The organism is Streptomyces sp. NBC_00989, from assembly GCF_045162655.1.
GTDB lineage: Bacteria > Actinomycetota > Actinomycetes > Streptomycetales > Streptomycetaceae > Streptomyces.
Map to the genome: position 1 here is coordinate 10,668,209 of NZ_CP108728.1, position 25,811 is coordinate 10,694,019.

26 protein-coding genes are annotated in these 25,811 nt (G+C 69.9%); 17 read left to right on the forward strand and 9 right to left on the reverse strand.

Features of this window, described 5'->3' with window-relative positions; all coding sequences use genetic code 11:
• Positions 1-6: 6 nt before the first annotated feature.
• The 3 genes from OG714_RS48045 to OG714_RS48055 are packed head-to-tail and all read left to right on the forward strand — an operon-like array spanning position 7 to position 2,474.
• Positions 7-960, forward strand: coding sequence for a carbohydrate ABC transporter permease (locus tag OG714_RS48045; RefSeq protein ID WP_406130799.1), 954 nt, complete (start codon positions 7-9; stop codon positions 958-960).
• Positions 950-1,792, forward strand: a complete 843-nt coding sequence (locus OG714_RS48050) for a carbohydrate ABC transporter permease (RefSeq protein WP_406130800.1) — start codon at positions 950-952, stop codon at positions 1,790-1,792. The genes OG714_RS48045 and OG714_RS48050 overlap by 11 nt, the downstream gene beginning before the upstream one ends.
• A gap of 52 nt (positions 1,793-1,844) precedes the next feature.
• Positions 1,845-2,474, forward strand: a complete 630-nt coding sequence (locus tag OG714_RS48055) for a hypothetical protein (protein WP_406130801.1) — start codon at positions 1,845-1,847, stop codon at positions 2,472-2,474.
• A 26-nt stretch (positions 2,475-2,500) separates the two neighbouring features.
• Here OG714_RS48055 and OG714_RS48060 read toward each other — a convergent pair whose 3' ends face one another.
• Positions 2,501-3,715: an MFS transporter gene (locus OG714_RS48060; protein WP_406130802.1), complete on the reverse strand. Its 1,215-nt coding sequence runs from the start codon at positions 3,713-3,715 to the stop codon at positions 2,501-2,503.
• An 88-nt stretch (positions 3,716-3,803) separates the two neighbouring features.
• Here OG714_RS48060 and OG714_RS48065 point away from each other — a divergent pair, with 88 nt between their 5' ends.
• From OG714_RS48065 to OG714_RS48075, 3 genes are all read left to right on the forward strand, one after another.
• Positions 3,804-4,187, forward strand: coding sequence for a MerR family transcriptional regulator (locus OG714_RS48065; RefSeq protein WP_406132192.1), 384 nt, complete (start codon positions 3,804-3,806; stop codon positions 4,185-4,187).
• Between the two features lie 40 nt (positions 4,188-4,227).
• Positions 4,228-5,007 (forward strand): GNAT family N-acetyltransferase, encoded by a 780-nt coding sequence (locus tag OG714_RS48070; RefSeq protein ID WP_406130803.1) that lies wholly within the window; start codon positions 4,228-4,230, stop codon positions 5,005-5,007.
• A gap of 67 nt (positions 5,008-5,074) precedes the next feature.
• Positions 5,075-6,022: an NAD-dependent epimerase/dehydratase family protein gene (locus OG714_RS48075; protein WP_406130804.1), complete on the forward strand. Its 948-nt coding sequence runs from the start codon at positions 5,075-5,077 to the stop codon at positions 6,020-6,022.
• Between the two features lie 323 nt (positions 6,023-6,345).
• Here the strand turns inward: OG714_RS48075 and OG714_RS48080 are convergent, their stop codons facing one another.
• On the reverse strand, positions 6,346-6,609 hold the full coding sequence (locus tag OG714_RS48080) for a GlsB/YeaQ/YmgE family stress response membrane protein (protein WP_406130805.1): 264 nt from the start codon (positions 6,607-6,609) through the stop codon (positions 6,346-6,348).
• A 231-nt stretch (positions 6,610-6,840) separates the two neighbouring features.
• Between OG714_RS48080 and OG714_RS48085 the strand changes: the two genes are divergently transcribed.
• Positions 6,841-8,265, forward strand: a complete 1,425-nt coding sequence (locus OG714_RS48085) for a hydrolase (protein WP_406130806.1) — start codon at positions 6,841-6,843, stop codon at positions 8,263-8,265.
• Between the two features lie 58 nt (positions 8,266-8,323).
• Here the strand turns inward: OG714_RS48085 and OG714_RS48090 are convergent, their stop codons facing one another.
• Positions 8,324-11,077, reverse strand: coding sequence for a glycosyl hydrolase 2 galactose-binding domain-containing protein (locus OG714_RS48090; RefSeq protein ID WP_406132193.1), 2,754 nt, complete (start codon positions 11,075-11,077; stop codon positions 8,324-8,326).
• 102 nt (positions 11,078-11,179) lie between these two features.
• Positions 11,180-12,364 carry an ROK family protein gene (locus tag OG714_RS48095; protein ID WP_406130807.1) on the reverse strand — a complete coding sequence of 395 codons (1,185 nt, stop codon included), beginning with the start codon at positions 12,362-12,364 and terminating at the stop codon, positions 11,180-11,182.
• A gap of 140 nt (positions 12,365-12,504) precedes the next feature.
• Between OG714_RS48095 and OG714_RS48100 the strand changes: the two genes are divergently transcribed.
• Positions 12,505-13,974 (forward strand): APC family permease, encoded by a 1,470-nt coding sequence (locus OG714_RS48100; RefSeq protein WP_406130808.1) that lies wholly within the window; start codon positions 12,505-12,507, stop codon positions 13,972-13,974.
• Here OG714_RS48100 and OG714_RS48105 read toward each other — a convergent pair.
• On the reverse strand, positions 13,971-14,510 hold the full coding sequence (locus OG714_RS48105; protein ID WP_406130809.1) for a hypothetical protein: 540 nt from the start codon (positions 14,508-14,510) through the stop codon (positions 13,971-13,973). The two genes, OG714_RS48100 and OG714_RS48105, sit on opposite strands and share 4 nt — an antisense overlap.
• 57 nt (positions 14,511-14,567) lie before the next feature.
• Between OG714_RS48105 and OG714_RS48110 the strand changes: the two genes are divergently transcribed.
• Positions 14,568-15,311, forward strand: coding sequence for a phosphotransferase (locus OG714_RS48110; RefSeq protein WP_406130810.1), 744 nt, complete (start codon positions 14,568-14,570; stop codon positions 15,309-15,311).
• A 112-nt stretch (positions 15,312-15,423) separates the two neighbouring features.
• A complete protein-coding gene (locus tag OG714_RS48115) occupies positions 15,424-16,191 on the forward strand; it encodes an ArsR/SmtB family transcription factor (protein ID WP_406130811.1) in 768 nt (255 codons plus the stop codon).
• 67 nt (positions 16,192-16,258) lie between these two features.
• Here OG714_RS48115 and OG714_RS48120 read toward each other — a convergent pair whose 3' ends face one another.
• Both OG714_RS48120 and OG714_RS48125 read right to left on the reverse strand, forming a co-directional pair.
• A complete protein-coding gene (locus tag OG714_RS48120; protein WP_406130812.1) occupies positions 16,259-16,699 on the reverse strand; it encodes an SPW repeat protein in 441 nt (146 codons plus the stop codon).
• Positions 16,700-16,788: 89 nt separating this feature from the next.
• Entirely contained in the window at positions 16,789-17,391 is a 603-nt protein-coding gene (locus tag OG714_RS48125) for a sigma-70 family RNA polymerase sigma factor (protein WP_406130813.1), read from the reverse strand.
• Between the two features lie 154 nt (positions 17,392-17,545).
• Here OG714_RS48125 and OG714_RS48130 point away from each other — a divergent pair, with 154 nt between their 5' ends.
• On the forward strand, positions 17,546-18,526 hold the full coding sequence (locus OG714_RS48130) for a MerR family transcriptional regulator (protein ID WP_406130814.1): 981 nt from the start codon (positions 17,546-17,548) through the stop codon (positions 18,524-18,526).
• Positions 18,527-18,534: 8 nt separating this feature from the next.
• Here the strand turns inward: OG714_RS48130 and OG714_RS48135 are convergent, their stop codons facing one another.
• A complete protein-coding gene (locus tag OG714_RS48135; RefSeq protein WP_406130815.1) occupies positions 18,535-19,908 on the reverse strand; it encodes a cryptochrome/photolyase family protein in 1,374 nt (457 codons plus the stop codon).
• A 191-nt stretch (positions 19,909-20,099) separates the two neighbouring features.
• Between OG714_RS48135 and OG714_RS48140 the strand changes: the two genes are divergently transcribed.
• On the forward strand, positions 20,100-20,288 hold the full coding sequence (locus OG714_RS48140; RefSeq protein ID WP_406130816.1) for a hypothetical protein: 189 nt from the start codon (positions 20,100-20,102) through the stop codon (positions 20,286-20,288).
• Between the two features lie 43 nt (positions 20,289-20,331).
• On the opposite strand, the gene OG714_RS48145 is transcribed toward OG714_RS48140, so the two are convergent.
• Complete coding sequence (locus OG714_RS48145; protein ID WP_406130817.1) at positions 20,332-21,243, reverse strand: LysR family transcriptional regulator; 912 nt, start codon at positions 21,241-21,243, stop codon at positions 20,332-20,334.
• Between the two features lie 143 nt (positions 21,244-21,386).
• On the opposite strand from OG714_RS48145, the gene OG714_RS48150 reads away from it, so the two are divergent.
• The 5 genes from OG714_RS48150 (at position 21,387) to OG714_RS48170 (ending at position 25,783) form a co-directional block, all read left to right on the forward strand.
• A complete protein-coding gene (locus OG714_RS48150; protein WP_351520955.1) occupies positions 21,387-21,464 on the forward strand; it encodes a putative leader peptide in 78 nt (25 codons plus the stop codon).
• A 120-nt stretch (positions 21,465-21,584) separates the two neighbouring features.
• Complete coding sequence (gene sfnG / locus OG714_RS48155; protein WP_406130818.1) at positions 21,585-22,706, forward strand: dimethylsulfone monooxygenase SfnG; 1,122 nt, start codon at positions 21,585-21,587, stop codon at positions 22,704-22,706.
• Between the two features lie 30 nt (positions 22,707-22,736).
• Positions 22,737-23,954 (forward strand): acyl-CoA dehydrogenase family protein, encoded by a 1,218-nt coding sequence (locus tag OG714_RS48160; RefSeq protein ID WP_406130819.1) that lies wholly within the window; start codon positions 22,737-22,739, stop codon positions 23,952-23,954.
• A gap of 60 nt (positions 23,955-24,014) precedes the next feature.
• Positions 24,015-24,569, forward strand: a complete 555-nt coding sequence (gene ssuE, locus OG714_RS48165; RefSeq protein WP_406130820.1) for an NADPH-dependent FMN reductase — start codon at positions 24,015-24,017, stop codon at positions 24,567-24,569.
• Positions 24,570-24,574: 5 nt separating this feature from the next.
• Entirely contained in the window at positions 24,575-25,783 is a 1,209-nt protein-coding gene (locus tag OG714_RS48170) for an SfnB family sulfur acquisition oxidoreductase (RefSeq protein WP_406130821.1), read from the forward strand.
• The last annotated feature ends 28 nt before the right edge of the window (positions 25,784-25,811 follow it).

Here is a 25,811-nt window from a genome sequence, read left to right on the forward strand (position 1 = left end):
GCCCTCATGAAGACCCCCGCGGCGACACCGGACGCCTCCCGGGCACCGACAGGAGCCCGGAGCGCCGCCGCCCCACCGTTCTGGACGAGCCGGCGCAGGGACGTGCTCGCCGGCTATCTGTTCATCGCTCCGCAGCTCGCCGGGGTCGTGCTGTTCGTGCTGATCCCGGTCGGACTGGCGATCTGGTACAGCCTGAGCGACTGGAACGTCTTCACCGGCGAACAGACCTTCGTCGGAGCCGACAACTACGCCGCCCTGGCCAATGATCCGCAACTGCCCTCGGTGCTGTGGGCCACCGCCGTCTTCTGCGTCGGTGTCGTGATCCTCAACATCGGCCTGGGCCTGCTGCTCGCCGTACTCCTGAACCGGCGGTTCCGCGGTGCGACGTTCTTCCGCACCCTGTTCTTCTCCCCGGTCGTCGTCTCCGTGGTGGCCTGGACCCTGGTCTGGGGCTTCCTGCTCCAGGACAACGGCGGTCTCAACGGCCTTCTCGGCACGGTCGGCATCACGGGTCCGAACTGGCTCCAGCACGGCGACACCGCGATGGTGTCGGTGATCATCACGCAGGTGATCCGCAGCGTCGGCGTCAACATGGTGCTCTTCCTGGCCGCGTTGCAGGGCGTGCCGTCGAACCTGTACGAAGCCGCCCGGATCGACGGCGCGGGAAACAGGGTGCTGTTCACCCGGATCACCCTGCCGCTCATCTCACCCACGGTGCTGCTGACCTCGATCATCACCATCGTCGGGGCGTTGCAGTCGTTCGCGCAGATCGCCGTACTGACCAGCGGCGGCCCGGAGTTGAGCACCACCGTGCTCGTGTACTACGTCTTCCAGCAGGCCTTCGAGTTCAACCACATCGGCTACGGCTCGACGCTCGCCCTGATGCTGCTGTCCTTCGTCATGCTGCTGACCCTGTTGCAGTGGCAGCTGCGCCGAAAGTGGGTGTTCCATGAGCAGTAGGTCGACGTCCGTGCTCCGGAGAGTGTTCCTGGTGACGGCACTCGGCGTCCTTGCCATCCCGTTCGTGGTGCCGACGATCTGGATGGTGGCCGCTTCGGTGAAGCCGCTGCCCGAGATCTTCAAGTCCCCGCCGTCGCTGTGGACTTCCGACCCCACGCTGTCCGCGTACCGCGAGGCGTTCAGCTTCCAGCCCTTCGCCCGGCAGTACGCGAACAGCGTGTACATCGCCGTCCTGGTCACCGTGATCACCCTGCTGGTCTCCAGCCTCGCCGGGTACGCCTTCGCCCGGATCCGCTTCCCCGGCGCGAACGCCCTCTTCCTGGTGGTGCTGGTCGGCCTCCTGGTGCCCAGCGAGGTGACGATCGTGCCGCTGTTCCAGATGTTCAAGCGGGCCGGGATGATCAACACGCACTGGCCGTTGATCCTGGTCACGGCGCTGGCCGGCCCCTGCGTCCTGGCCACCTTCATCATGCGGCAGTTCTTCATCGCGCTGCCGGCCGAGTTGGAGGAGGCGGGCCGGCTGGACGGTCTCGGCCGCCCGGCGCTCTGGTGGCGGATCTTCCTGCCGCTGGCCAAACCGGCGCTGTCCGCGGTCGCGATCCTGACGTTCCTCACCTCGTGGAACCTCTACCTGGAACCCACCGTCTACCTCACCTCGCCGGACCTGTTCACGCTGCCGCAGGCACTCACCCGGTTCACCGACTCCTACGGAGGCGAGATGTGGAACACCCAACTGGCGGCCGCCACCATGACCGTTCTTCCGGTCCTGATCGTCTTCGTCGTCGCCCAGCGCCAGTTCGTCGAGGGCCTGGCCCACTCGGGCCTCAAGTGAGGCCGCGGTCAAGCGTCTTGGGCTCGGTCCGGCAGGGCGAGGGGAGATGGGTATGACCGCTGATGAGGACCTCAACTGGGCGAGCATGCTGCGGTTCGACCAGGAGGGAGGACTGGTGAGCCGCCGGCACGACGCGGAGGCCGCCGGGCGGCGCGGGGACGCGTCGGAGCGGGCCCGGTACCTCAGGGAGGCGGCGCAACTGGAAATGCTGCCCAGGCTCTGGGAGTTCGGTGTCCGGCTCACCGTGGAGGAGTACCAGGACGCGGTGCGAGTGAGGTCGTGGATCACCCATGAGCAGACGATCGCCAGACATGAGGAGATGGCGCGGAGGCATCCGTCGTCGGCTCACTGGGATCGGGAACGGATACGTGAACTCCAGGCTGGGACAAGGCACTTCTGGTCCCCGGACGGACACCTTCTCTATGTCGCCGTCCGTGATGACGGTCGGTTCGTGGCCAATCACGGATTTCTGACACCCGAGTGGGCCGAACGGCTTCGTCAGGACATGCCGCAGCACGCGAAGCTCCTGAAGCTGTACGAGAGGAACCAGCGGATCGGACTCGGCCATGCGAACACCCCGGACGGCACGCCCCTCGTGGGTGTCCACGAACCCGACCCGGTGAGGCTGTGGCGTGAGCGCATCGAGGGCGAATTACGGCGAAGGTCCACCGGCCAGGCCTAGGCCCGTGACGCATCAGCGCATCGCGCCTAGGCGCAGGGCGAGTTGACGCGCCCCTCGGCCTCCACGGCTGCCGCCGGAAAGGCGAAACGGCGGCCCAGTACAACCACGACGAGCGCGCCCGCGACCAACGGCAACGCCGTCCAGGGCAAGGCCCCCGCGCCCATCCCCGACAGCGCGAGCCCACCGGTGAACGAGCCCCCGGCGATACCCGCGTTGTACACCGTGGTCTGCAACGACGTCGCCACATCGGCGTGTTCGGGACCGGAGGCGTTGACGAGCGCGGTCTGGATCAGCGTCGGGGCCCCGCCGAAGGCGACTCCCCACACGGCGACAGAGGCGAGCAGCAGCACAGGAGAGTCGCCATACAGGCCGAGCACACACATGACCGCCACGAACAGTGTTGTCGCGCCCAACAGTGTGGGCCGCGCCCACCGGTCCACGAGCACCCCGGTGGCCCAGATCCCGACCACCGTGGCGACCCCGAACACCAGCAGGACGACGTCCGTACGGCCGTAGCCGGAGTGCGCCGTGAACGGGGCGACGTACGTGTACATCACCTGATGCCCCAGCAGCAGGAACAGCGTGACCGACAGGATCGCCGGAATCCCCGGGAGCACGGCGACACCCCTCAACGGGACGCGTGCGCCCGGGAGTTCACCAGGGAAGCCGGGGACCCGCAGCCGTATCCAGACCACCACCAGGACCGACAGCCCGGCCAGCATCCCGAACGCCGGGCGCCAGCCGACCGCACCGGCGAGCGCGGTGCCGGCGGGTACGCCCAGGGAGAGGGCGAGGGTGATTCCGGCCAGCACGATCGCGATGGCCCGGCCGCGGCGCTCGACCGGCACCATCCGGGCGGCGTACCCGGCGAGCATCGCCCACATCGTGCCGCCCATGACCCCAGCCAGCAGCCGGGCGCCGAAGGTGACGGCGTACGACGACGACAGCGCGACCACCGCGTTGGCGCAGGCGAAGCCCAGCAGCGTACCGACGAGGACCGGACGGCGCGGCAGTCCGCGCAGGGCCGCGGTGACCGGGATCGCGGCCAGGAAGGAGGCGACCGCGTAACCGGTGACCAGGAAGCCGACCCGCGCCTCGGAGACGCCGAGCGCTGGTGCCATCCGGGGCAGCAGACCGGCGGGGAGGAGTTCGGTCAGGACGGCGGTGAAGGCGGCCGTGGACAGGGCGAGGAGCCCGGACCAGGGCAGGACAGTGCCCTTGGCCGGGGATGCGGTGGTCATGGGACCATGGTCGAACCCTCACATCAGTGTGAAGGCAAGCGAACCTCACGAGTGAGCCCCCGTGAGCACGCCCTCCCCGGAGGCAGACATGAAGATCGGCGAACTGTCCCGCCGCACCGGCGTCCCCACCCGCCTCCTGCGCTACTACGAGGAACAGGACCTGCTGCACCCCGACCGCACCGAGAACGGCTACCGCTTCTACGGCGAGCCCGCGCTGCGGGACGTCCAGCAGATCCGCGGGCTGCTGGACTCGGGGCTCACCACCGAGATGATCCGCGCGATCCTGCCGTATCTCTCCGGTCCGGACGAGATCCACGTCCCCGCCGACTGCCTGACCCCCGAGACGGCCGCGCTGCTCAGCGACCACGTCGACCGGATCCAGGCCCGCATCGACTGCCTGGCCCGCAACCGCGACCGGCTGAGCGCGTATCTGGCGGCGGTCCGGGCGGACGTGCCGGTGCGGGGCTCGTAATTGCGTTGCCGGGGCCGTCCGCGGATGTTGAAGTGAGCCCATGGATCACGCCTCGGTACTCGCCCTCCACGACCGCGACCTGCGCGAAGGCGCCCGGCCCGACGGCCCGGGGTCCCGCGTCGAACGGGCCGGGGGAGTGGTGCGCCAGGTCGCCGCCGACGCGCACGGCTGGAACGGCGTCCTGTGGTCGGACCTCGACCAGGCGGACGCCGACGCGGCGATCGCCGAGCAGATCGCGTACTTCACCGCGCTCGGCCGCGACTTCGAGTGGAAGCTCTACGGCCACGACCTGCCGACGGATCTCGGACAGCGGCTGTCGGCGGCCGGGTTCACCTCCGAGCCACAGGAGACGCTGATGGTCGGCGAGGTCGGCGCACTCACCCTCGACGCCCAACTGCCGGACGGCATCCGCCTGTTGCCCGCCACCGACCGGGCCGGCATCGACCTCGTGGCCGACGTCCACGAGCAGGCTTTCGGTACGGACAGCACCCGGCTGCGCGCCCGCCTGCTCGCCCAACTCGCCGCCGAACCCGACACGGTTGTCGCAGTCGTCGCCCTCGCCGGCGACGAACCGGTGAGCGCGGCGCGCATGGAACTCGTCCCCGGCACCCGGTTCGCCGGCCTGTGGGGCGGCGGCACGGTCGAGGCCTGGCGGGGCCGTGGCATCTACCGCGCCCTGATCGCCCACCGCGCCCGCATCGCCGCGGACCGCGGCTACCGCTACCTCCAGGTCGACGCCTCCGACCAGAGCCGCCCCATCCTCGAACGCCTCGGTTTCTCCCCGCTGACCACGACCACGCCCTACGTCTACGAGCCGTAGACCCCCGTAGACCCGCAGGTCAGGCGGCCGATGTCACAACCGCGCCGACCCGACTCGTCTCACCGTCATGACGACGAACGAGAGCAACGAGGGCAACCAGGGCAACGAGAACAGCCGGAGCATCCTCCTCGCCGGTGCCACCGGCGTCCTCGGCCGCCACATCACCCAGGCCCTGACCGACGCCGGTCACAAGGTCACCGGCCTCGGCCGCGGACCCGGCAACGACGTCCGCGCCGACCTCATGGACCGCGACGGGCTGCTCCGAGCGGTCGACGGACAGCACTTCGACACGGTGATCCACGCCGCGACCGCCCTGCGCAAGGCACCCCTGCGCCATCGCGACATGCACGCCACCGACGCCCTGCGCAGCCAGGGCACCGCCCACCTCATCGAGGCCGCCCGGGCCACCGGCGCCCGCCGTTTCCTCAGCGAGTCGATGGTCTTCGGCTACGGCTACGGGGACTTCGGCACCCGCCCCCTCACCGAGGACGACCCCTTCGGCCCGCGCGGCACCACCCCCGCGCTGGAGAAGCACATCGAGGGAATGCGCACCAAGGAGCAACTCACCTTGGAGGCAAAGGACTTGGAGGGCATCGCCCTCCGCTTCGGCCTCTTCTACGGTCCCGGTGGAACCGAGGCTCTCCTCTCCATGCTGCGCCGACGCCAACTGCCCGCCCCCGACGACCACGGCCGGGTCGTGCCCTGGGTCGGACTCACCGACGCGGCCCGCGCGGTGGCCGCCGCCGTCGAACACGGGTGCCCGGGGCAGGCGTACAACATCGCCGACCGCACACCGCTCGGCTTCCGCGCTCATCTCCTGTGCGCGGCGCGGGAGTTCGGCCTGCCGAAGCCGATGGCCGTACCGCTGTGGATGGTTCGGCCGATGGTGTACGCGCACACGCTGATGGCCGGCAACCTGCGCGTGTCCAGCGCGAAGGCCGAGCGGGAACTGGGCTGGACGCCCGTGTACGCGTCCAGCGGCGACGGCCTCGCCGCGATGCGGGCCGCGCGCTGAGCCGCACACCGGGGCCGAACGGGCCGTAGCGCAGGGGAAGTTGGTGCCGCACGCCCAGCTGCGCCCGCCCCTCCGTGAAGAACGGAGGAACAGGCGCAGCGAAGCCGACCCGACGGGCCGGACTCCGGATCGACGAGCGGAGTGATGCGGGGTTACGCGGTGTGGCGTGTGGTGATGCGTGGTTGACAAGGGTTCTTTGTGAGGAGAGTCGGGAGTGCGGGAAACGGGGGATCGGGCGGCAGGCCCGCAGTAGCCGGCCGCCGCCCGGTCTCACCCGTGACGCATGTCCCGCGTCTCAGCCGTGACGCATGTCCCGCCCAGGGTCAGCGGCGCGCCCTCGACCGGTCCAGCGCGGCTATGCCGACCGCCGCCAGGCCGATCTGGATGAGCCACTCGATCCAGTCGATGCCGTTGGTGTCGGCGACCCCCAGGCCCGATGCGATCGCCGCGCCGATCAGCGCGGCCACGATGCCGACGACGATCGTCAGCAGAACGCCTACGTGCTGGCGCCCAGGGACGACGAGCCGTCCCAGCACGCCAATGATGATGCCGATGATGATGGCACTGATGATGCCCGAGATCTCCATCTCCGCCCCTCTTTGTCGATAGTGCTGCTCTCTTCATGTGCCCGCTGGACGCCAAGGCAGTCCGCCGGAGTTTTGTTGCCCGTTATTGCCGGGACTTTCTGTTCACCGCCCCTACATGCCATGTACCTTTCAATCGTTCAACGCGTGTAGAACTCCCCCACTACCGTTCTACGCGCGCAGATCAGGCGCCCGCACCGCACCCTTCCCCATCCCCTCACGGAGGTTCGACGGATGCTTGGATCCAGAAGATCCCGCCGCAGACTCACCACCGCCCTCGCCGGCCTGGGACTTTTCGTCACGGGGGCCGCCCTCCAGGTCACCACCGCGGCCGCGCCCGCGCAGGCGGCCACCACGAACCGCGTCCTGTTCGACGACGGCCACGCCGAGGAGGCGGGCAACGCGGACTGGATCATCTCCACCAGCAAGCCCGACCCGCTGTCCCAGGACTCCTCCCCGTCCTCCGATACGGACTGGACGGGGGCGCTCTCCTCATGGGGCGTCGCCCTGCAGAAGACCGGTGACTACAGCCTGAAGACCGCCACCAGCGCGCTGACGTACGGCGGTTCGTCGACGACCGACCTGTCGAACTTCGACACGCTGGTTCTGCCCGAGCCCAACACGCTGTTCACGACGGCCGAGAAGACCGCGATCATGACGTTCGTCCAGAACGGCGGCGGCCTGTTCATGATCTCGGACCACACCGGCGCCGACCGCAACAGCGACGGCGAGGACGCGGTCGAGATCCTCAACGACCTGATGACGAACAACAGCGTCGACTCGACCGACCCGTTCGGCTTCTCCATCGACACCCTCGACATCAGCTCCGGCTACCCGGCCGCGATCAGCGACAGCACCAACGAGGTCCTGAACGGCGCCTTCGGCACGGTCACCAAGAGCCTGATCGCCGACGGCACGACGGCCACCCTCAAGCCCGCCGACAACGCGAACGTCAAGGGCCTTGTGTACCGCAGCGGTTACTCCGGCAACACCGGCGCGTTCTTCGCGACCAGCACCTTCGGCAGCGGCCGCGTCGCCTTCTGGGGCGACAGCTCACCGATCGACGACGGCACCGGCCAGTCCGGCAACACGCTCTACGACGGCTGGAACGACACCGGCGCCACCAACGCCGCCCTCGCCCTCAATGCCACCGCGTGGCTGGCCGGCGACGGCAGCAGCGGCGGCGGAGGTGGCGGAGACGGCACCTGCACCGCCGCCCAACTGCTCGGCAACCAAGGCTTCGAGTCCGGCAACACCACCTGGACCGCCAGCAGCGGCGTGATCACCAACTCCAGCAGCGAGGCCGCCCGTACCGGTTCGTACAAGGCCTGGCTGGACGGCTATGGAACCGCCACCACCGACACCCTGTCCCAGGCGGTGACCATCCCGTCCGGTTGCTCCGCCACCCTCAGCTTCTATCTGCACATCGACACCGCGGAGACCACCACCAGTACCGCCTACGACAAACTGACGGTCACGGCCGGATCCACCACCCTGGCCACGTACTCCAACCTGAACGCGGCCTCCGGATACGTCCTGAAGTCCTTCGACGTGTCCTCCCTGGCCGGCACCACCGCCACCATCAAGTTCAGCGGCGTCGAAGGGTCCACCCTCCAGACGTCCTTCGTCATCGACGACACCGCGCTGAACGTCAGCTGAAGACGACCGGTGGGGCCCGGCGGCGGCCGGGCCCCACGGGTTTACGAGGTTTTCGGGTTCAGCGCGCAGGGACCGTCCGCTCCGGTGTGTTCCAGCCGGAGACCCGTACCCGTGGCGCCGACCCGTGCAGATCAGCCGTCCGGTAGGTCGCCGTCAGTGTCGCCGACTCCCCGGGCCACAGGCTCACGTCGTTGTCGGACCACTTGACCGGCAGCACGGGTTTGCCCGCCGAGTCCACGAGATGGACGTCGGTGAGGAGGGAAGGCGTCTTCCCCGAGCCCTTGCCCGTCCCGGAGTTGCGCACCGTGACCGTCGTGGTCGAGGTGCCGTCCGCACCCGCCTCGGTCGACGCCGTCGCCGAAACCGGCACCCGCGCCATCGAGTTGAGCCCCTTGAGGTCGGCGTAGCTCGTCGTCGGCGTGTAGTACCAGTCGGTGTGCGCCCAGTCGAGCGTGTCGGGCTTGGCGGAGAGCCAGTACACGTTCCGGCTCACCTCCTTGCCGGACGCGTCGGTCAGGGTCAGCCGTACCAGGTACGTCGTCGACAGCCCGCTCACCGTCGACGGCGAGGGCAGGGTGAGCGCCGTGCTGTGCGCGCCACCGCCGGAGACCTTCACCCCGGCCACCTTCTTGTCGTACTTCCTCGTGCCGTCGGTGTTGAACAGGGTTGCGCGGGCGGTGAGTTGGCGTGCCGACGTGTTCCGGTTGTTGACCACGACGACCGAGCGGTCGTCGTACGAGTACTGGATGTGCAGCGGCTCGTTCGCCTTCTTCGCGCCGAAGTAGGCGCCGCCCTGGTCGAGGTAACGGTCCATCAACTGCCAGTGCAGCGAGGTCCATCCGCTGTTGAACATCCAGTAGACGACTCCGGTCGCCGGCTTCGAGGCGTCGGTGGCGTTGCGCTCGTACGCCTCGAACTGGGCGCGCACGTTCTCGTACTGGGCCAGCTGCGCCTTGCGGACGTAGTCGGTGAGGCTCGTCGGTGGGCCGTAGCGGCCGGTGAGGGCGTTGTCGTAGAGCTTGAGGGTGTTGAAGGTGGAGGACGGGGAGCGGTGGTACTGCTTGGCGGTCGGGTTCTTCCAGAGGGTGGCCAGTTCGGCCGGGGTCATCATGCGGCGCAGGGTGTCGAGGGTGGGGATGTCGGGGCCCGCGCTGGTCTCGGAGTTGAAGCCGGTGGCGCCGCCCTCGCGCTTGGCGTACCAGTAGTTCGGCGGGATCCAGTCGTACGGGCCGGTCATCTTCATGCCCGAACTGCCACTGACCGGCGATGAGTTGTCGGACGCGGCGGCGACCACCGGGGTCTTCCAGTCGGCGGCCTTCAAAGCGTCCAGGTACGTCTTCTCGATCTTCGCGTCAGGGGCGAAGTCGCTGCCGATGAGGAAGGAGATCACGCTCGGGTGGTCACGCAGCCGGGCGGCCTCCGCGGCCATCGACGCCTTGGCGACCGGGTAGTCGGCGGCGGTCCACTTGTCGCCGGTCTCGTCCCCGTTGACCTGGCCCTCCCACTTGTCGCAGCACTCCCAGCCGGGGAGGGTCAGGATGCCGTAGCGGTCGGCCAGGTCGAAGAACTCGTCCGGCTCGATGTGCCCTTCCAGGCGGATGGTGTTCAGGCCCAGATCGAGGGCGTACTTGAGGCGGTCCTCGACATAGGTCCTGTCCCAGCGCAGGAACTCGTCCGGTGACCAACCGCCGCCCTTGATCAGCAACTTGCGGCCGTTGACGCGGTATTGGCGGGCCCCGTCGGAGTTCAGCGGCGCTTGGACGTCGCGGACCCCGAAGGTCTGGTGCGCGGTGTCGGAGAGGGCGCCGTTCACGGAGGCGGTGAGGTCGAGTCCGTAGAGCGGCTGGCCGCCCATGCCCGCGGGCCACCAGACTTTCGGGGAGGTGAGGTGGAGGCCGAAGGTGATGCTTCTCGTCTCGTGTGCGGCGAGGGAGACCGTCTTCTCGAAGGTCGAACTGCCGATGCTGCCCCCGACCTTCGCGGTGACGGGAGTGTTCGAGTCGTTGCGCGCCTGCGCCTTCACCGTCAGGTCCGCGGTCGCCAGCGACGGCACGGCCAGCTTCGTCACCACATGAGCGTCGCGCAGCGCGACCGGACCGCCGCGCCGGACCAGGACGTCACGGACGATGCCCATGTTCTCGTCGGGCGGCGGCTGGAGCCAGTCGATCCAGCCCATGGTGAGGTTCTTGTTCGGGTCGTTCGGCCGGATGCGGAAGGCGACCGTGTTCGTGCCGGAGCGGACGAGCGAGGTGACGTCCAACTCGTGCTGGGCGTAAGCCCCGTTGACGTCCGCGGCCTTGGCGATCCGCTTGCCGTTGACGTAGACGTCGGCCGCCGAGATCACCCCGCTGAAGTCGAGGTAGGTGCGCTGGCCGGGGTCGGCGACCGTGAAGTCGCTGCGGTACCACCACGGCACCTGGAAGTCGGCCTTCGGGATCTTCCGCTGGTTGGTCGAGTAGAAGGGGTCCGGGTACACGCCGTCGGCGATCAGGGCCGCGAGGACGGTCGAGCGCGCGCCGGCCGGGTACCAGCCGGTCGCCTGGTAGCCGGGGGAGGAGACGGCCGCTGCGGAGTCGGTGACCTTGGCGGACGACTGGATCGCGTAGCCGGACAGCGGGGTGGCGGTCCCGGCCTTCGAACGTACGGCAGTGGGTGATACGGCGGTCACCGGGGCCTGCGTGCGCTGTGGCGGGGACGACTCCCGGGCCCCCGCCCACGCGCTGGTGGTGAGGGAACCCAACAGGCCGAGCGCGACCGCGGCCGTGGCCAGCCGGCTTCTGAGGAGTGGGGGAACGGCGGGGCGGTGGAACACGGCGGTCTCCAGCCTCGTCAAGTTAGGAAGCTTTACTAACCGCACCAGAAGGTAGGGCGCGAGCGGGGGCCTGTCAATCACCGTTGCCCGTGGGCGAGTTGCTCAGGACGCCGAGTGGCGCTCGAACACGAGGTCCCGCGCGGTGCCCAGAGCGGTGGCCACGGCGCCCAGCAGTACCGCGTCCTCGCCCAGCGCGCTGGGCACGATCTTCGGCCGGAGCGGAGTGAGCGCGCGTAGGTTCTCCCGCACCGGGCGCAGCAGCAGATCCACGCTGTGTCCGACACCGCCGCCCAGCACCACGAGGTCCGGATCGAGCACGGCCGCGGCCGCCGCCACCGTGTGCGCGATCCGCTCACCCTCCAGCTCGACGGCCTTGATCGCGGCGGCGTTTCCCTGCCGGGCCGCGTCGAACACGGCCTTCGCGGTGAGGTGCTGCCCGCTCATGCCGAACCTGCGGGCCGCCTCCACGACGGCCACCCCGGACACCGCGTCCTCCAGAGTCTCCGGCTTCTGCTGCCCCGGCCACGGCAGGAACCCGATCTCCCCGGCACCGCCGTGCGCCCCCGTGAACAGCCGCCCCTCGCTGACGACCCCCATGCCGAGACCGGTGCCGATCAGGATGTACGCGAACAGCCGGCTGCCCGCGCCGACGCCGTACGTGTACTCGCCCAGCGCCGCGAGATTCGCGTCGTTGTGCACCTCCAGCGGGATGCCCAGCTCATCCCGCATCCGGTCGAACAGCCCGGCCCGGCCCCAGCCCGGCAGATGCATCGCGTACCGCACCCGGCGCCGCTGCTCGTCGTACACGCCCGGCGTACCGACCACGGCGTGGACGACCGCAGCGGGTTCGACCTCGGAGTTCGCGACGACCTGATGGGCGGTGGCGACCACCAACTCGGCCATGGCGCCTGAGCTGCGGGCCCGGTTGCGGACGTCCGCGCGGGCCACCACCTCGCCGTCCAGATTGGCGACCGCGACCCGCAGCCAACTGCGCCCGACGTCGATCCCGAGCGCGTACCCGGCGGACGGATCGGGGGCGTAGAGCACGGCGGTGCGGCCGCGCTCGGGGGCCTGCGTGCCGACCTCGTGGACCAGCCCGGCCTCCTCCAGTGCGGCCAGCGCGCTGGAGACCGTCGGCTTCGACAGGCCTGTCTCGCGGGCGAGTTGGGCGCGCGAGGCGGCACCGGCGGTGCGCAGCCGGTCGAGCAGCAGCCGCGCGTTCGTACTGCGCAGCCGCTGCCGACTCCAGGGCTGTTCCGGTCGCTCCACGGCGTCACTGACGGGCATCGCATCATTCTCCGGCATCCGGGACAGCCTCTTGACGAGTCTAGTAAGGCTCCTTAACTTTATCGCCCAGTCACCCGCGCCGGGCCACCCGTATCCCTCTCGCCGTATTCCTCTCGCCGTGACCAGCCCCAGGAGTCCCCATGTCCGGTAGTCCGCCTCCCGGTAGCCCGCCCCCCGACGGCGGGTTCGTCCGCCGCGTCGGCCTCTTCCAGGCCACCGCCATCAACATGAGCCAGATGTGCGGCATCGGTCCGTTCGTGACGATCCCGCTGATGGTCGCCGCGTTCGGCGGCCCGCAGGCGGTGATCGGCTTCGTCGCGGGCGCGATCCTCGCGCTCGCCGACGGACTCGTGTGGGCCGAGATGGGCGCCGCGATGCCCGGCTCCGGCGGCAGTTACGTCTATCTGCGCCAGGCCTTCCAGTACCGCACGGGCCGGCTGATGCCGTTCCTGTTCGTGTGGACGGCGATGCTCTTCATCCCGCTGATCATGTCGACCGGCGTGGTCGGCTTCGTGCAGTATCTCGGTTATCTGGCACCGGACCTGGGCCGGACGTCCGGCGACCTGATCGGCCTGGGCATGATCGCCGTGGTGATCCTCCTGCTGTGGCGCGGCATCGAGAACATCGCGCGCATCACCGCCGTGATGTGGACGGTGATGATCGCCGCGGTTTTCCTGGTCATCGTGGCCGCCGCGAGCGACTTCAGCGCGCACCTCGCCTTCACCTACCCGGCGCACGCCTTCGACCTGGGCAGCGACCACTTCTGGCTCGGCTTCGCCGGCGGCCTCACCATCGGCATCTACGACTACCTCGGCTACAACACCACCGCCTACATGGGCGCCGAGATCAAGGACCCCGGCCGTACGCTGCCGCGCTCCATCCTCTTCTCCATCGTCGGCATCATGGCGATCTACCTGATGCTCCAGATCGGCACGCTGGGCGTCATCGACTGGCACCGGATGACGAACGTGAACGACATCGCCTCCACCTCGGTGGCCTCGGCGGTCCTGGAGGAGACCTGGGGCAAGGGCGCCGCCGACACGGTCACCGTCCTCATCCTCATCACGGCCTTCGCCTCGGTCTTCACCGGCCTCCTCGGCGGCTCCCGGGTCCCCTACGACGCGGCCCGCGAACGCGTCTTCTTCCGTCCCTACGCCAAGCTCCACCCCAAGCACCGCTTCCCGATGCTGGGCCTCGCCACGATGGGCGTGATCACGGCGATCGGCTTCCTGATCGGCCGCCACACGGACCTGGCGACCCTGATCCAGTTGCTCACCACGGTGATGGTCATCGTCCAGGCACTGGCCCAGATCATCGCCCTGACGGTCCTGCGCAAACGCCAGCCGGCCCTGCGCCGCCCCTACCGCATGTGGCTCTACCCCGTGCCGAGCATCGTCGCTTTCGTCGGCTGGTGCGTGATCTACGGCTACGCGGACAAGAACTCCCCGGGCCGCCACCCCATCGAGTGGTCCCTCGCCTGGCTGGCCCTGGGCTGCGTCGCGTTCGTCGTCTGGGCCCGCTTCGAGAAGGTGTGGCCCTTCGGCCCCAAGGAGATCACGGAGGAGTACCTCACGGAGACGACCCCGGACCCGGAACCCGCCGGTGCCTAGCGGCAGTTGACCCACCCGGTCGCGGCCAGCACGTCCGCCGCGATGTCGACGACGGAGCGCCCATCGGTCACCACCCGCACGGTGTCCATGGGCGCCCGCTCGTCCAACATCCGTGCTTTCCGGGCGCTGTTGGTCAGCTCGTGCTCCAACTCGCCGCCGATCTCCCGCCCGTTGAGCCGCACGGCCGCGGTCGCGTCGGAGGCGGTCAGCAGCACCCGTACGATCCGCACGTCCGCCCCCATCGCGCGGCGGAACTGCCCGGCCACCTCGTCGAGCACACTCACCGTGTTCGTGTACACGAGCCGCCGATACCCCAGCGCCGCGTAATTCCCCCACACGGCGGTCAAGTTGGCCGCACTGATCGCCGCCCGGTGCGGATCGCCGTCCGGCGCCGGATGCACCTGCCCCATGAAGTCCCCGTCGATCACGGCGTGGGCGACCTCCGCCGCCCGCAGCCGCGCCGACACCTCCCAGCCGACGGTCGTCCTTCCGACCCCGGCGCGTCCCCCGATGAGCAGCGCCTCCGCATGATCCATACGAGCAGCGTGCCAAGCGATACTCGTCCGGTCGAACGATTTCGGAAGGCGGGCCACGTGGAGGAGACAGCGCTCGGTGGAGGCGCGATCAACGCGGTCGTACGGGTGGGGGAGACAGTGCGACGAACTCCGGCCCCACGGGATCAGTCGGCCTTCGTGACGGGACTACTCGCGCTGTTCGAGCGGTGTGGATGGCCAGGGGCACCGCGCTTCCTCGGCACGGACGAACGAGGGCGGGAGGCGTTCCGGTACATCGCGGGCCGGGCGGCCGTCAGCTCCGAGGAACGGTCCGCCGTCCGTACCGACGACAGCCTCGCGCAGGTCGCACGGCTCGTGCGTGCCTTCCACGACCTGACGCACGGCACACCGCAGGCCGGTGACCAGGACGTCGTCTGCCACAACGACCTGGCGCCCAAGAACACCGTCTACGACAGCGCGTGGCACCCACGGGCCTTCGTCGACTGGGATCTCGCCGCTCCCGGCGAGCGCGTCCACGACGTCGCCCACATCTGCTGGCAGTACCTGGACCTCGGCCCGGGGATCACCGACGTACCCGAGACGGCCCGCCGGATCGCGCTGATCCGTGAGGCGTACGGCCTCGATGAACTCGGCGACACCGACCGGCTTCTCGACACGGTCCTGTGGTGGCAGGACCGGTGTTGGCGGGGCATCGAGGCCGGTGCCGAGCGTGGTGAGCGGGGCATGGCCGGCCTGCGGGCGAGCGGGGTCGTGGACGAGATCCGAGACGCGCACGACTGGGTGGCCGCGCACCGCCGCGAGCTGGGCGCGTTCCCGCGCTGAGGCGTCGTAGACCGGAATGAAAGACCCGAGTGAATCGGACGAAGCCGCTCACCTTGACATGCAGGTAACTGCCTGCATAACGTTGAGTGTGCGATCCGAACACGACTCAGGGATGGACGCGGTCTTCAAGGCCCTGGCCGACGAGACCCGCAGGCGCCTGCTGGACCGGCTGCACGAGGAGAACGGGCAGACGCTCGGCGAGTTGTGCGGGCACATCGACATGACCCGCCAGTCGGTGACGCAGCATCTGGCCGTCCTGGAGGCCGCGAACCTGGTCAGTACGGTGCGGCGCGGGCGGGAGAAGCTGCACTACCTCAATCCGGTCCCGCTGCATGAGATGCAGGAGCGCTGGATCGACAAGTTCGAGCGCCCGCGCCTGCGCGCGCTCGGCGCACTGAAGCGACGAGCCGAGGAAGCCATGACCGACAAACCGACATTCGTCTACGTCACCTACATCGCGAGCACCCCCGAGAAGGTCTGGGACGCCCTCACCGACGCCGACCTGACCGCCGCCTACTGGGGTCACAGCAACGTGTCCGACTGGCAGCCGGGCTCCCGCTGGGAACACGTGCGCACGGACGGTTCCGGCGTCGCCGACGTCGTCGGCACGGTGGTGGAGAGCGAGCGCCCGACGCGCCTCGTGACCACGTGGATCTCACCGGAGAACGAGGGTCAGGACGACAAGTACTCCCGCGTCACCTACGACATCCGGCGCCATGAGGACATCGTGCGCCTCACCGTCACCCACGAGGACCTCGCCGACGAGGGCGAGCTGTCCGACGTGTCCGGCGGCTGGCCGGCGGTGCTGTCCAACCTGAAGACCGTCCTCGAAACCGGCAGCCCCCTCTCGCAGGCGCCGTGGATGGTGCCGAAGCACTGAAGGGACACGCGCAAACGCCGGTACCGGTCCGTGGACCGGTACCGGCGTGCCTTCCCTTCGCGGGCTCCTATGGCTTGGGGGTGCTCTTCGCCGCGGTACCGGCACACACCAGGCCCAGCAGTACGGCCAGTCCGCCGATGATGACGTTGTTGAGGATGACGCCCGTGTCGGGGCTGCTGCCGACGATCCACGGCGAGACGATCATCCAGACACCCAGGGCGCTCATCGCCCAGCTGAGGCCGTACATGCGTTCCGGCGCCCTGGTGAACCCGAGGGCCAGCAGGCCGATCGCGATGCCGACGATCAGGTTGTGCGGCACGAGCGCGGGCTGGCTCGTCGTGTAGTGGAGTATCCACGGGGATACGGCGCAGTACAGACCGAGCAGGAACACCGGTCCGTCCACGAGCGCCACATCGCGTCCACCGAGCATGCGGGCGTAGCGTGCCTGCATTTCGGAGACATCGGGGTGGCTCGCTATGTCTCCTCTGGTGTGCGAGACGTTGGCCATGACTCGTCTCCTTTGACTTGCTGGCCTGACCGCGCCTGGTGCGGTATGCGGCAAAAGCCGCTTATCCCTATAGTGCTCTTATTTCTCCTTTATGTGTAGTGGTCAGGGTGTTCGTCGTCCTGGAGACGGCGTCGCAACTGGTGGAGCCCACGTCGTGCGTGGCTCTTGACCGTGCCCAGCGGCCAGCCGGTGCGCCGCGCGATCTGGGTCTGGGTGAGGTCCTCGTAGTACGTCAGCCGCAGCACGCGCTGCTGGGGCGCGGGCAGCCGGGCCAGCTCGTGCAGGACCAGGACGCGGTCGAGAGCCGCGTCGGGCTTGCCGGCGGAGGGCTCGACGAGGGCCGGCGACGAGCCGGCGGCGGCCACGAGGTGCAGGCGACGGGTGCGGGCGGACAGTGCGTCGGCGATCCTGCGCCTGGTGATGCCGACGATCCAGCCGCCGACCGTGCCGCGCTCGGGACGGAAACCCCGCCGCCCGCGCCACACCCCGAGGAACACCTGCTGGGTCACGTCCTCGGCCTCCTTGGCGTCCCCCAGCGAACGCCACGCCAGGCCGTGCACCATAGGCGACCAGCGGTGATACGCGGCGGCCAGGCAGTCCTCGTCGCCCGCCACCAGCCCCCTGGCCAGCTCCTCGTCCGTGAGCGACCCCGCGGCCGGGCTCGGGCGGACGGCGCTGCGCTGCGGGCTCATGGCGACGGCTCCTCACGTCGGACGGCGACAGTTCCGGTCGAAGACCTCGGGCTACGGCGGTCGGGGACGCCTGCTGGGGCCCCGGTGCGGTCATCGTGGGAGCCGGGGATCAAGGTCATCAACTCGCATCGATTGTGCGTCGTATAGTCGCCGGATGAGTGAATTGCCCGCCCACGGGGACGCGCCGGATCCGGTTACGGCCGAAGTGCCCCTGACGACCGGTGCGTTGGCCCGTCGGCTGGGCGTGGCGCCGACCACGCTGCGGTCCTGGGAGCGGCGCTACGGCATCGGGCCCGCGGTCCGCGCCGAGGGACGGCACCGGCGCTGGACCCCACGGGACGTGGCAGTGCTGGAGGAGATGTGCCGGCTGACCTCGTCGGGCGTGCCGCCCGCCGAGGCGGCGAAGGCGGCCATCGACCCAGGCGCGGAGAGCATGCCCGCACGGAACCGGAAGTCGCAGGCCCCCGGCGCGCTGCCCCTCGGGGACGTGCGCCAGGAGTGCCGCGGTCTGGCACGCGCCGCCGTACGGCTCGACGCACCGGCCGTCGAGCGCCAACTGGCCGATGCCGTCGGCCGGTACGGCGTCGTCGTCGCCTGGCAGGAGGTGATGGTGCCGACCCTGCACGCGGTGGGGCGCAAGTGGGCGTCGTCCGGGGACCGTTACGTCGAGGTGGAGCACCTGCTGTCCTGGCACGTGTCCACCGCCCTGCGCCGCCGCACCCCGCCTTCAGGCCGGCGGACGGACGCCTCGCTCGCCGGGCCCGTCGTGCTGGCCTGCGTACCCGGCGAACAACACACCCTCCCCATCGAGGCGCTCAATGCCGCACTGGGTGAACTCGGCCTGCCCACAAGGATGTTCGGCGGCGCCGTACCCGCGGAGGCACTCACTGCGGCGGTGCGTCGGCTGGGCCCGGCGGCCGTCGTCCTGTGGGCACAGGCACGCTCCACGGCGAGCCCGGCGCTGGCCCGGCACCTCGCCGACCTCCACTGGGGAGTGAAAGGCGCCCGGCGACAGCCCTCGGTGGTGCTGGCCGGTCCCGGCTGGTCCGGCACCTCGGCGCGGGGCGCGCTGCGGCCGACCACCCTGGCGGACGCCGTGGGCATCCTGTCCGGGACGTACGGGGAACGGCACTGACAGCGGCCTCACTCACCTGCCCGACCCTGCCTGAACCGCGCCAAGCCGTCCGCGAGTTCGACGATCGGATCCGGGTAGTCGCCGAGCGCGGCACGGTCGAGTCCCCTGAGTTTCCACGGCTCGTGCACCAACGGGCCGTCCAGCTCGGCGAGTTCGGGCACCCAACGGCGGACGTACGCGCCGTCCGCATCGTGCCGCTTGGCCTGCGTGACGGGGTTGAGGACCCGGTTGGGGCGCGAGTCGGTGCCGGTGCCCGCCATCCACTGCCAGTTGAGCTGGTTGTTGGCCACGTCGCCGTCGACCAGCAGGTCCAGGAAGTGCCGGGCGCCCACGCGCCAGTCGACGTAGAGCGTCTTGCAGAGGAAGCTCGCCGTCAGCAGCCGGCCCCGGTTGTGCATCCAGCCCTCGTGGCGCAGTTGGCGCATCGCCGCGTCGATCAGCGGATAGCCGGTACGGCCCTCCTTCCAGGCCGCGATGTCCTCGCGGGCCGTGCGGTCGGACCGCCAACGGTCGTGTTTCGTACGGTAGTCGGCGGCCGCGACCCAAGGCCTGGCCGCCAGCACCTGACGATGGAAGTCCCGCCACGCGAGCTGCCGTACGAACGCCTCGGCGCCCGGGCCGTCCGACTGCCGTGCCCGATGGACCAGTTCGGTGGGGGAGAGGGTGCCGAAGTGGAGATGGGGCGAGAGGCGGGAGGTGGCGTCGGCGGCCAGGGCGTCGTGCAGGTTCTCGTACTCGGCGATGCCGTTGCGCAGCCAGCGGCCCAGCAGCCTGCGGCCCTCGGTCTCCCCGCCGGTCGCCAGGCCCGGCGACAGCCCGACGACGCCGGTACGCGAGGGCAGTTCCTCGGAACCGACACCGTCCGGGACCCGCACGGTGCGCGGTGCGGTCAGCGGGGTGCGCAGGTGCTCCCCGGACCACTGGCGGAAGTACGGTGTGAAGACCGCGAAGTGGTCCGAGGAGGCCGGCGTCACCGCGCCGGGGGCGACGGCCGTGGTCACGGTGTCGTGGACGTGCAGCCGCCGCCCCTCCGCCTCCAGCGCCCGCCGCAGCCGCTGTTCGCGCCGCCGCGCGTAGTCGCTGACGTCGGCCGCCATGTGCACCTCGTCGGCATCCGTCTCGGCGGCCACCTTGCACACCTCGCCGACGACGTCACCGGACCGGACCACCAGCCGGCCGCCCCGCTCCCGCAGCCCCGCGTCGAGATCGCGCAGACAGTCGGCGAGGAACGCCAGCCGGTTGGGCGCGGCGAACCCGGCGTCCGTCACACCCCGGTCGCGCACGAACAGGGGGACCACCGGGCGGGCCTCGGCGGCGGCGCGCAGCGCCGGATGGTCGTGCAGGCGCAGGTCGGCGGTGAACAGGACGACCGAGACGTTCATGGTGCGCGCTCCGGAAGACGGGAAAGGGGGTCGTGCGGTGCTTCCGGTCCGGCGCGCCCGGCGGATGCGGCTGTCACCCGACGGGCGTACGCGCTCCCGGCGCCGTCCCACCGCCGGAGGAACTTGGCATGTCGGCGTCGATCGGGGGCAGGTGAACAGGTACGACGGTCCCCGTGGGGAACCGAGGAACGATGCTGGAGGTGTCTGAGGACATGGGCGCGAAGGTGTTGAAGCGGTTTTCGGCGGGGGCTCCGCGCGGATCATGGCCTGCCGAGGAGTTCGCGGCCCGGCGCCGCGCCGAGGGTCAGCCCGCCAGTGTCGTCATGGACCTGAAGTCCGACGCGTTCCTCGTGGTCGTTCCGATGGGCGACGAGGACTGACCGTACGACCACCGTCCCGGGCGATGCCCACCGGCTCAGGCCCTCAGGCGCGTGCTCCGCTCAGCTCCCGTGCCCGTCGCACGAACGCCTCGTGCAGATCCCCGGCCGCCTGCGGTACGGAATCAGCGCGGCGGCGGCGCAGCATCAGCAGGACGCGGGCCGTGTCGCCGGCGATCGGCCGGTAGGTGATCGCGCCGAGCCGCTCCAGCGGGTCCCCGACCACACTGAAGTCGGGCAGGACCGTCACCCCGAGCCCCTCCGCGACCATGAGCTTGCCCATCTCGGCACCGTCGGTCGAGTACGCGAAGGCGGGACCTCGCCCATCGAGCAGCCGGTGGACATAGCGGTGCATCACATAGCCGGAACGCATACCGATCAGCGGCTCGGTAAGCAGGTCGTCCACAGTGACGGTCGTCCGGGACGCCAGCGGGCTGTCGGGGCGCATACACACCACCGGCAGACCGGACAGCAGCTCGGTGGACTCGAACTCGGCCGGCATGTCGTCGCCGTCCAGGTGATTGACCAGACCGAGATCGAACCCGCCCTCCGTCAGCGCCCGGTGGATGTCCGTCTGCTGCGCACCGACCACCTCGACCTGGGTCAGCGGATGCGAGGCACGGAACTCGCGTACGACGGGAAGCAGCAGCGGCACGGTCGCCGCGTTGACCGTGCCGACACGCACCATGCGACTGATCCGGTGCTGCTCGCCCGCCGCCGCCCGCAGCCGGTCCACCGCGTCCAGCACGTCGACGATCTTCGGCAGCAGCTCCCGGCCTTCCGCGCTCATCGTCGCGCCCGAGCGTTTGCGCTCCAGGAGATCGACGCCGAGTTCGCGTTCGAGGTTCCGTACGGTCTCGCTCAACGCGGGCTGCGACAGGCGCAGTTCCTCGGCGGCGCGGCGCAGGGAGCCGAGCCGGGTGACGGCCGCTATGTATTCCAGCTGTTCCGTCCGCATGCCCGCAGAATGCGGCCTATTCCCCGGGCTGTTCAAGGGTTTCCCTGTCACACGTTCGTGAAATTCAATGGTCCGCGATACGAGACCGGTCGGGTTTTCCTTGACGGTCCGCGCCGACGGCTGCCACGATCGACGGCATGATGATGCGACTGGACCTCACGCGGCGACGCCATGTCGACCTCGCGCGCGTCTCCAGCGCCTCCTGTTGTACCGCGGCCTGATCCCCGTCACCTCCGTCCTGTGATCCGCCGCTTTCTTTTCGCCCTCGCCTGACATTCGCCGGATATCGCTCCGGCCGGATTCGGCGTGCCCGAAAACGCATTCCGCAACAGGAGTTCCGCATGCCCGCAGAGCCCGTGAAATTCGCCTACTGGGTCCCCAACGTCAGCGGGGGACTCGTCACCAGCAAGATCGAGCAACGCACCGACTGGGGCTACGAGTACAACCGCGAACTCGCCGTCCTCGCCGAGAACAACGGCTTCGAGTACGCGCTCAGCCAGGTCCGCTACATGGCCAGCTACGGCGCCGAGTTCCAGCACGAGTCGACCAGCTTCAGCCTCGCCCTCCTCCTCGCCACCCAGCGCCTGAAGGTCATCGCCGCCGTCCACCCCGGCCTGTGGCACCCGGGCGTCCTCGCCAAACTCGGTGCCACCGCCGACCACTTGTCGAACGGCCGCTTCGCCGTCAACGTCGTGTCCGGCTGGTTCAAGGGCGAGTTCACCGCGCTCGGCGAACCCTGGCTGGAGCACGACGAGCGCTACCGCCGCTCCGAGGAGTTCATCCAGGCCCTGCGCCAGATCTGGACCGAGGACCACACCGAACTCGCCGGAGACTTCTACCGGTTGCGCGACTTCTCCCTCAAGCCCAAGCCCCTCAACACCCCCGAACGACCGCACCCGGAGATCTTCCAGGGCGGCAACTCCACCGCCGCCCGCGCGATGGCGGGCCGCGTCTCCGACTGGTACTTCTCCAATGGCAAGGACTTCGACGGCGTCACCGAACAGCTCGCCGACGTACGCCGCTCCGCCGCCCAAGTCGGCCGCACCGCACCGAAGTTCGGCCTCAACGGCTTCCTCATCGCCCGCGACACCGAGGCCGAGGCCCGCGACACCCTCCGCGAGATCGTCGCCAAGGCCGACCGCGAGGCCGTAGAAGGCTTCGGGGCCGCGGTGAAGCAGGCCGGACAGTCCTCGGCCGACGGCAAGGGCATGTGGCAGGACTCCGCGTTCGAAGACCTCGTGCAGTACAACGACGGCTTCCGTACGGGACTCATCGGCACCCCGGAGCAGATCGCCGAACGGATCGTCGCCTACAAGAAGTTGGGCGTCGACCTTCTCCTGCTGGGCTTTCTGCACTACCACGAGGAGGTGGAGTACTTCGGCAAGCGGGTGCTGCCGCTCGTGCGTGAACTGGAAGCCCAACTCCCCGACGGCGAGACCGAGTCCGTCTCCGTGCACGCCTGATCGCACCCCACTGCGAAAGAGGACACCCGCATGAGCACCGTCACGCCCACCGACTGGCAGACCCGCCCGGCCCCGCGGTCCGCCCAGGACTGGATCGCCCGCGCCGCCGAGGTCGCCGCCCTCCTCGACACCGACGCCGCCGCCCGCGACCGGGCCGGCGCCACCCCCAACGCCGAGGTCCGACTCCTCAAGGACTCCGGCCTCGTCACCCTGCTCGGCCCCGCGGAGCACGGCGGCGGAGGCCAGGACTGGCCCACCGCCTACCGCGTCGTCCGCGAGATCGCCAAGGCCGACGGCTCCATCGGCCAACTCCTCGGCTACCACTACCTGTGGAACTGGGCCGCCCGCCTCGTCGGCACCCGCGAACAGTGGGAGCACGTCGAGGCCGAAGCCGCCCGCAACCAGTGGTTCTTCGGCGGCGCCGTCAACCCGCGCGACAAGGACGTCACCGTCACCGAGGACGGCGACGACCTCGTCTTCACCGGCCGCAAGTCCTTCTCCACCGGCAGCAAGGTCTCCGACGTCACCGTCCTCGAAGGCGTCCTGGAAGGCACCGACCAGCACGTCTTCGCGATCGTGCCCTCCGACAGCGAGGGCCTGACCTTCCTCGACGACTGGGACAACATCGGCCAACGTCTCACCGAGAGCGGCGGCGTCATCCTCGACGGCGTGCGCACCCCGTGGTCCTCGGCGGCGGGCTACGTCGACAAGGAATTCCGGCCGCGCACCTACAACACGCTCAACGTCCCCACCATCCAACTGGTCTTCGTGAACTTCTACTTGGGCATCGCCGCCGGCGCCCTGGAGACCGCCGCCACCTACACCCGCACCAAGACCCGCTCCTGGCTGCACGGCGGCTACGAGCGCGCGGTCGACGAGCCCCACGTCATCGACACCTACGGCGACCTCACCGCGAAGCTCTGGGCGGTCGAGGCCCTCGCCGACACCGTCGCCGCCGAGGGACAGACACTGCACGACGACCCCGACGCCGTCACCGAGAAGACGCGCGGCGACTTCGAAGTACGAGTCGCCGCCGTCAAGGCACGTGCCACCGATGTCGCCCTGGAGATCGGCAACCGGATCTTCGAGGTGACCGGCGCCCGCTCCACCGCCACCTCGGAGGGCCTGGACCGGTTCTGGCGCAACGTCCGCACCCACACCCTGCACGACCCCGTCGCCTACAAGCGACGCGAGGTCGGCCGCTGGGTCCTCGAGGGCGAACTGCCCGAACCCACCTGGTACTCCTGACCCGCCAGCCCTGGGGCGTCCGCACATGTGCGGACGCCCCACCTCCCCGAAAGAGGACCCATGGCCACCGTCCTGTCCGTCTCCGGCAGCCCCTCCGTCTCCTCCCGCACCAATCGCCTGCTACGGCACCTGGACCAACGGCTGATCGCCCAGGGCCACGAGGTGATCCCGCTCGACGTCCGCACCATCCCCGCCGAGGCCCTGCTCGGCGCGGACTTCCGCCACCCGGCCATCGTCGAGGCCACCGAACTCTTCGCCCGCGCCGACGGAGTGGTCGTGGGCACCCCCGTCTACAAGGCCTCCTACTCCGGAGTCCTCAAGGCACTGCTCGACCTGCTCCCGCAGTACGCCCTCACCGGCAAGACCGTGCTGCCGCTCGCCACCGGTGGGTCCACCGCACATGTGCTCGCCATCGACTACGCGCTCCGCCCGGTGCTGAACTCCATGGGCGCGGCCCATATAGTCCAGGGCTGGTTCACCCTCGACAAGGACATCACCGCCCACGAGGACGGCTCGCTCACCGTCGCCCCGGCCACCACCGAGGCGCTCACCCAGGTGGTGGACCAGTTCTCGGCGGCCCTCGGCCGCACCCCGCTCCTGGCCGCGGCGAGCTGACCACCATGACCGCTCATGAGCCCGCCCGTGCGACCGCCCACGTGATCGCCGACGACGCCGAGGCCCTCGCCCTCGCGACCGCTCTCGCCGACGAGTTCCGCGCCGGGGCCTCCGCGCGCGACACCGAACGCAGGCTCCCGCGCGCCGAGTTGGACCGGCTCTCGGACTCCGGACTGCTCGCCGTCACCGTGCCCGCCGAGCACGGCGGCGCCGACGTCGGCGCGGAGACCCTCGCCGAGATCTTTCGCCTGCTCGGCTCGGCCGACGGCAGCCTCGCCCAGATCCCGCAGAGCCACTTCGCCTACGTCAACGTGATCCGCCGTCAGGGCACCCCGGACCAGCAGAAGTTCTTCTTCGGCGAACTGCTCGCCGGCCGCCGCTTCGGCAACGCCCAGTCGGAGGCCGGCACCAAACACGTCCAGGACATCCGCACCCGCCTGACAGGGCAGCCCGACGGCTCGTACCGGCTGACCGGCGTCAAGCACTACTCCACCGGCGCCCTCTTCGCCGACTGGATCCCCGTCCTGGCCCGCACCGAGGACGACAACCTCCATGTCGCGTACGTCCCGAGCGACGCCGAGGGCGTTACGGTCGTCGACGACTGGGACGGAATGGGCCAGCGCACGACGGCCAGCGGCACGGTCCGCCTGGAGGCCGTCGCTGTCCCCGCCGACCTGGTCCTGCCGCACCACCTCACCTTCGAAGGACCCCAACTCCACGGCGCCGTCGCACAGTTGCTGCACGCGGCCATCGACGCCGGGATCGCCGGGGGAGCGCTGGCCGAGGCGGCCGAGTTCGTCCGGACGAAGAGCCGCCCCTGGTTCGAGAGCGGGGTCGAGACCGCCGCCGAGGACCCGCTGCTGATCCAGCGGTTCGGTGAACTCGCCATCCAGGTAAGGGCGTCCGAGGCCCTGCTGATCCAGGCGGCCCGGGCCGTGGACGCGGCACGCGCCGACCTGAACGACGAGTCGGCGGCGGAGGCCTCGATCGCGGTGGCGGCGGCCAAGGTGCACGCGGCGCAGACCGCCGTGGAGGTGGCGGGCGCCCTGTTCGAGGTGTCGGGAACGCGTTCGGCCCTCAACTCGCTGAACCTGCACCGGCATTGGCGTGACGCCCGCACCCACACCCTGCACGACCCGGCCCGCTGGAAGATCCAGCACATCGGCCGCTACGTGCTGAACGGCACCAGGCCGCCCCGCCACGGCCTCCTCTAACTCCCCTACAGGACAGACCGGATCGGAG

Excerpts from the sequence above, each read along its gene's own strand:
- OG714_RS48045 (WP_406130799.1), top strand. The coding sequence starts at position 7 with ATGAAGACCCCCGCGGCGACACCGGACGCCTCCCGGGCACCGACAGGA.
- OG714_RS48050 (WP_406130800.1), top strand. The coding sequence starts at position 950 with ATGAGCAGTAGGTCGACGTCCGTGCTCCGGAGAGTGTTCCTGGTGACG.
- OG714_RS48055 (WP_406130801.1), top strand. The coding sequence starts at position 1,845 with ATGACCGCTGATGAGGACCTCAACTGGGCGAGCATGCTGCGGTTCGAC.
- OG714_RS48060 (WP_406130802.1), bottom strand. The coding sequence starts at position 3,715 with ATGACCACCGCATCCCCGGCCAAGGGCACTGTCCTGCCCTGGTCCGGG.
- OG714_RS48065 (WP_406132192.1), top strand. The coding sequence starts at position 3,804 with ATGAAGATCGGCGAACTGTCCCGCCGCACCGGCGTCCCCACCCGCCTC.
- OG714_RS48070 (WP_406130803.1), top strand. The coding sequence starts at position 4,228 with ATGGATCACGCCTCGGTACTCGCCCTCCACGACCGCGACCTGCGCGAA.
- OG714_RS48075 (WP_406130804.1), top strand. The coding sequence starts at position 5,075 with ATGACGACGAACGAGAGCAACGAGGGCAACCAGGGCAACGAGAACAGC.
- OG714_RS48080 (WP_406130805.1), bottom strand. The coding sequence starts at position 6,609 with ATGGAGATCTCGGGCATCATCAGTGCCATCATCATCGGCATCATCATT.
- OG714_RS48085 (WP_406130806.1), top strand. The coding sequence starts at position 6,841 with ATGCTTGGATCCAGAAGATCCCGCCGCAGACTCACCACCGCCCTCGCC.
- OG714_RS48095 (WP_406130807.1), bottom strand. The coding sequence starts at position 12,364 with ATGCCCGTCAGTGACGCCGTGGAGCGACCGGAACAGCCCTGGAGTCGG.
- OG714_RS48100 (WP_406130808.1), top strand. The coding sequence starts at position 12,505 with ATGTCCGGTAGTCCGCCTCCCGGTAGCCCGCCCCCCGACGGCGGGTTC.
- OG714_RS48105 (WP_406130809.1), bottom strand. The coding sequence starts at position 14,510 with ATGGATCATGCGGAGGCGCTGCTCATCGGGGGACGCGCCGGGGTCGGA.
- OG714_RS48115 (WP_406130811.1), top strand. The coding sequence starts at position 15,424 with ATGGACGCGGTCTTCAAGGCCCTGGCCGACGAGACCCGCAGGCGCCTG.
- OG714_RS48120 (WP_406130812.1), bottom strand. The coding sequence starts at position 16,699 with ATGGCCAACGTCTCGCACACCAGAGGAGACATAGCGAGCCACCCCGAT.
- OG714_RS48125 (WP_406130813.1), bottom strand. The coding sequence starts at position 17,391 with ATGAGCCCGCAGCGCAGCGCCGTCCGCCCGAGCCCGGCCGCGGGGTCG.
- OG714_RS48130 (WP_406130814.1), top strand. The coding sequence starts at position 17,546 with ATGAGTGAATTGCCCGCCCACGGGGACGCGCCGGATCCGGTTACGGCC.
- OG714_RS48135 (WP_406130815.1), bottom strand. The coding sequence starts at position 19,908 with ATGAACGTCTCGGTCGTCCTGTTCACCGCCGACCTGCGCCTGCACGAC.
- OG714_RS48140 (WP_406130816.1), top strand. The coding sequence starts at position 20,100 with ATGCTGGAGGTGTCTGAGGACATGGGCGCGAAGGTGTTGAAGCGGTTT.
- OG714_RS48145 (WP_406130817.1), bottom strand. The coding sequence starts at position 21,243 with ATGCGGACGGAACAGCTGGAATACATAGCGGCCGTCACCCGGCTCGGC.
- OG714_RS48150 (WP_351520955.1), top strand. The coding sequence starts at position 21,387 with ATGCGACTGGACCTCACGCGGCGACGCCATGTCGACCTCGCGCGCGTC.
- sfnG (WP_406130818.1), top strand. The coding sequence starts at position 21,585 with ATGCCCGCAGAGCCCGTGAAATTCGCCTACTGGGTCCCCAACGTCAGC.
- OG714_RS48160 (WP_406130819.1), top strand. The coding sequence starts at position 22,737 with ATGAGCACCGTCACGCCCACCGACTGGCAGACCCGCCCGGCCCCGCGG.
- ssuE (WP_406130820.1), top strand. The coding sequence starts at position 24,015 with ATGGCCACCGTCCTGTCCGTCTCCGGCAGCCCCTCCGTCTCCTCCCGC.
- OG714_RS48170 (WP_406130821.1), top strand. The coding sequence starts at position 24,575 with ATGACCGCTCATGAGCCCGCCCGTGCGACCGCCCACGTGATCGCCGAC.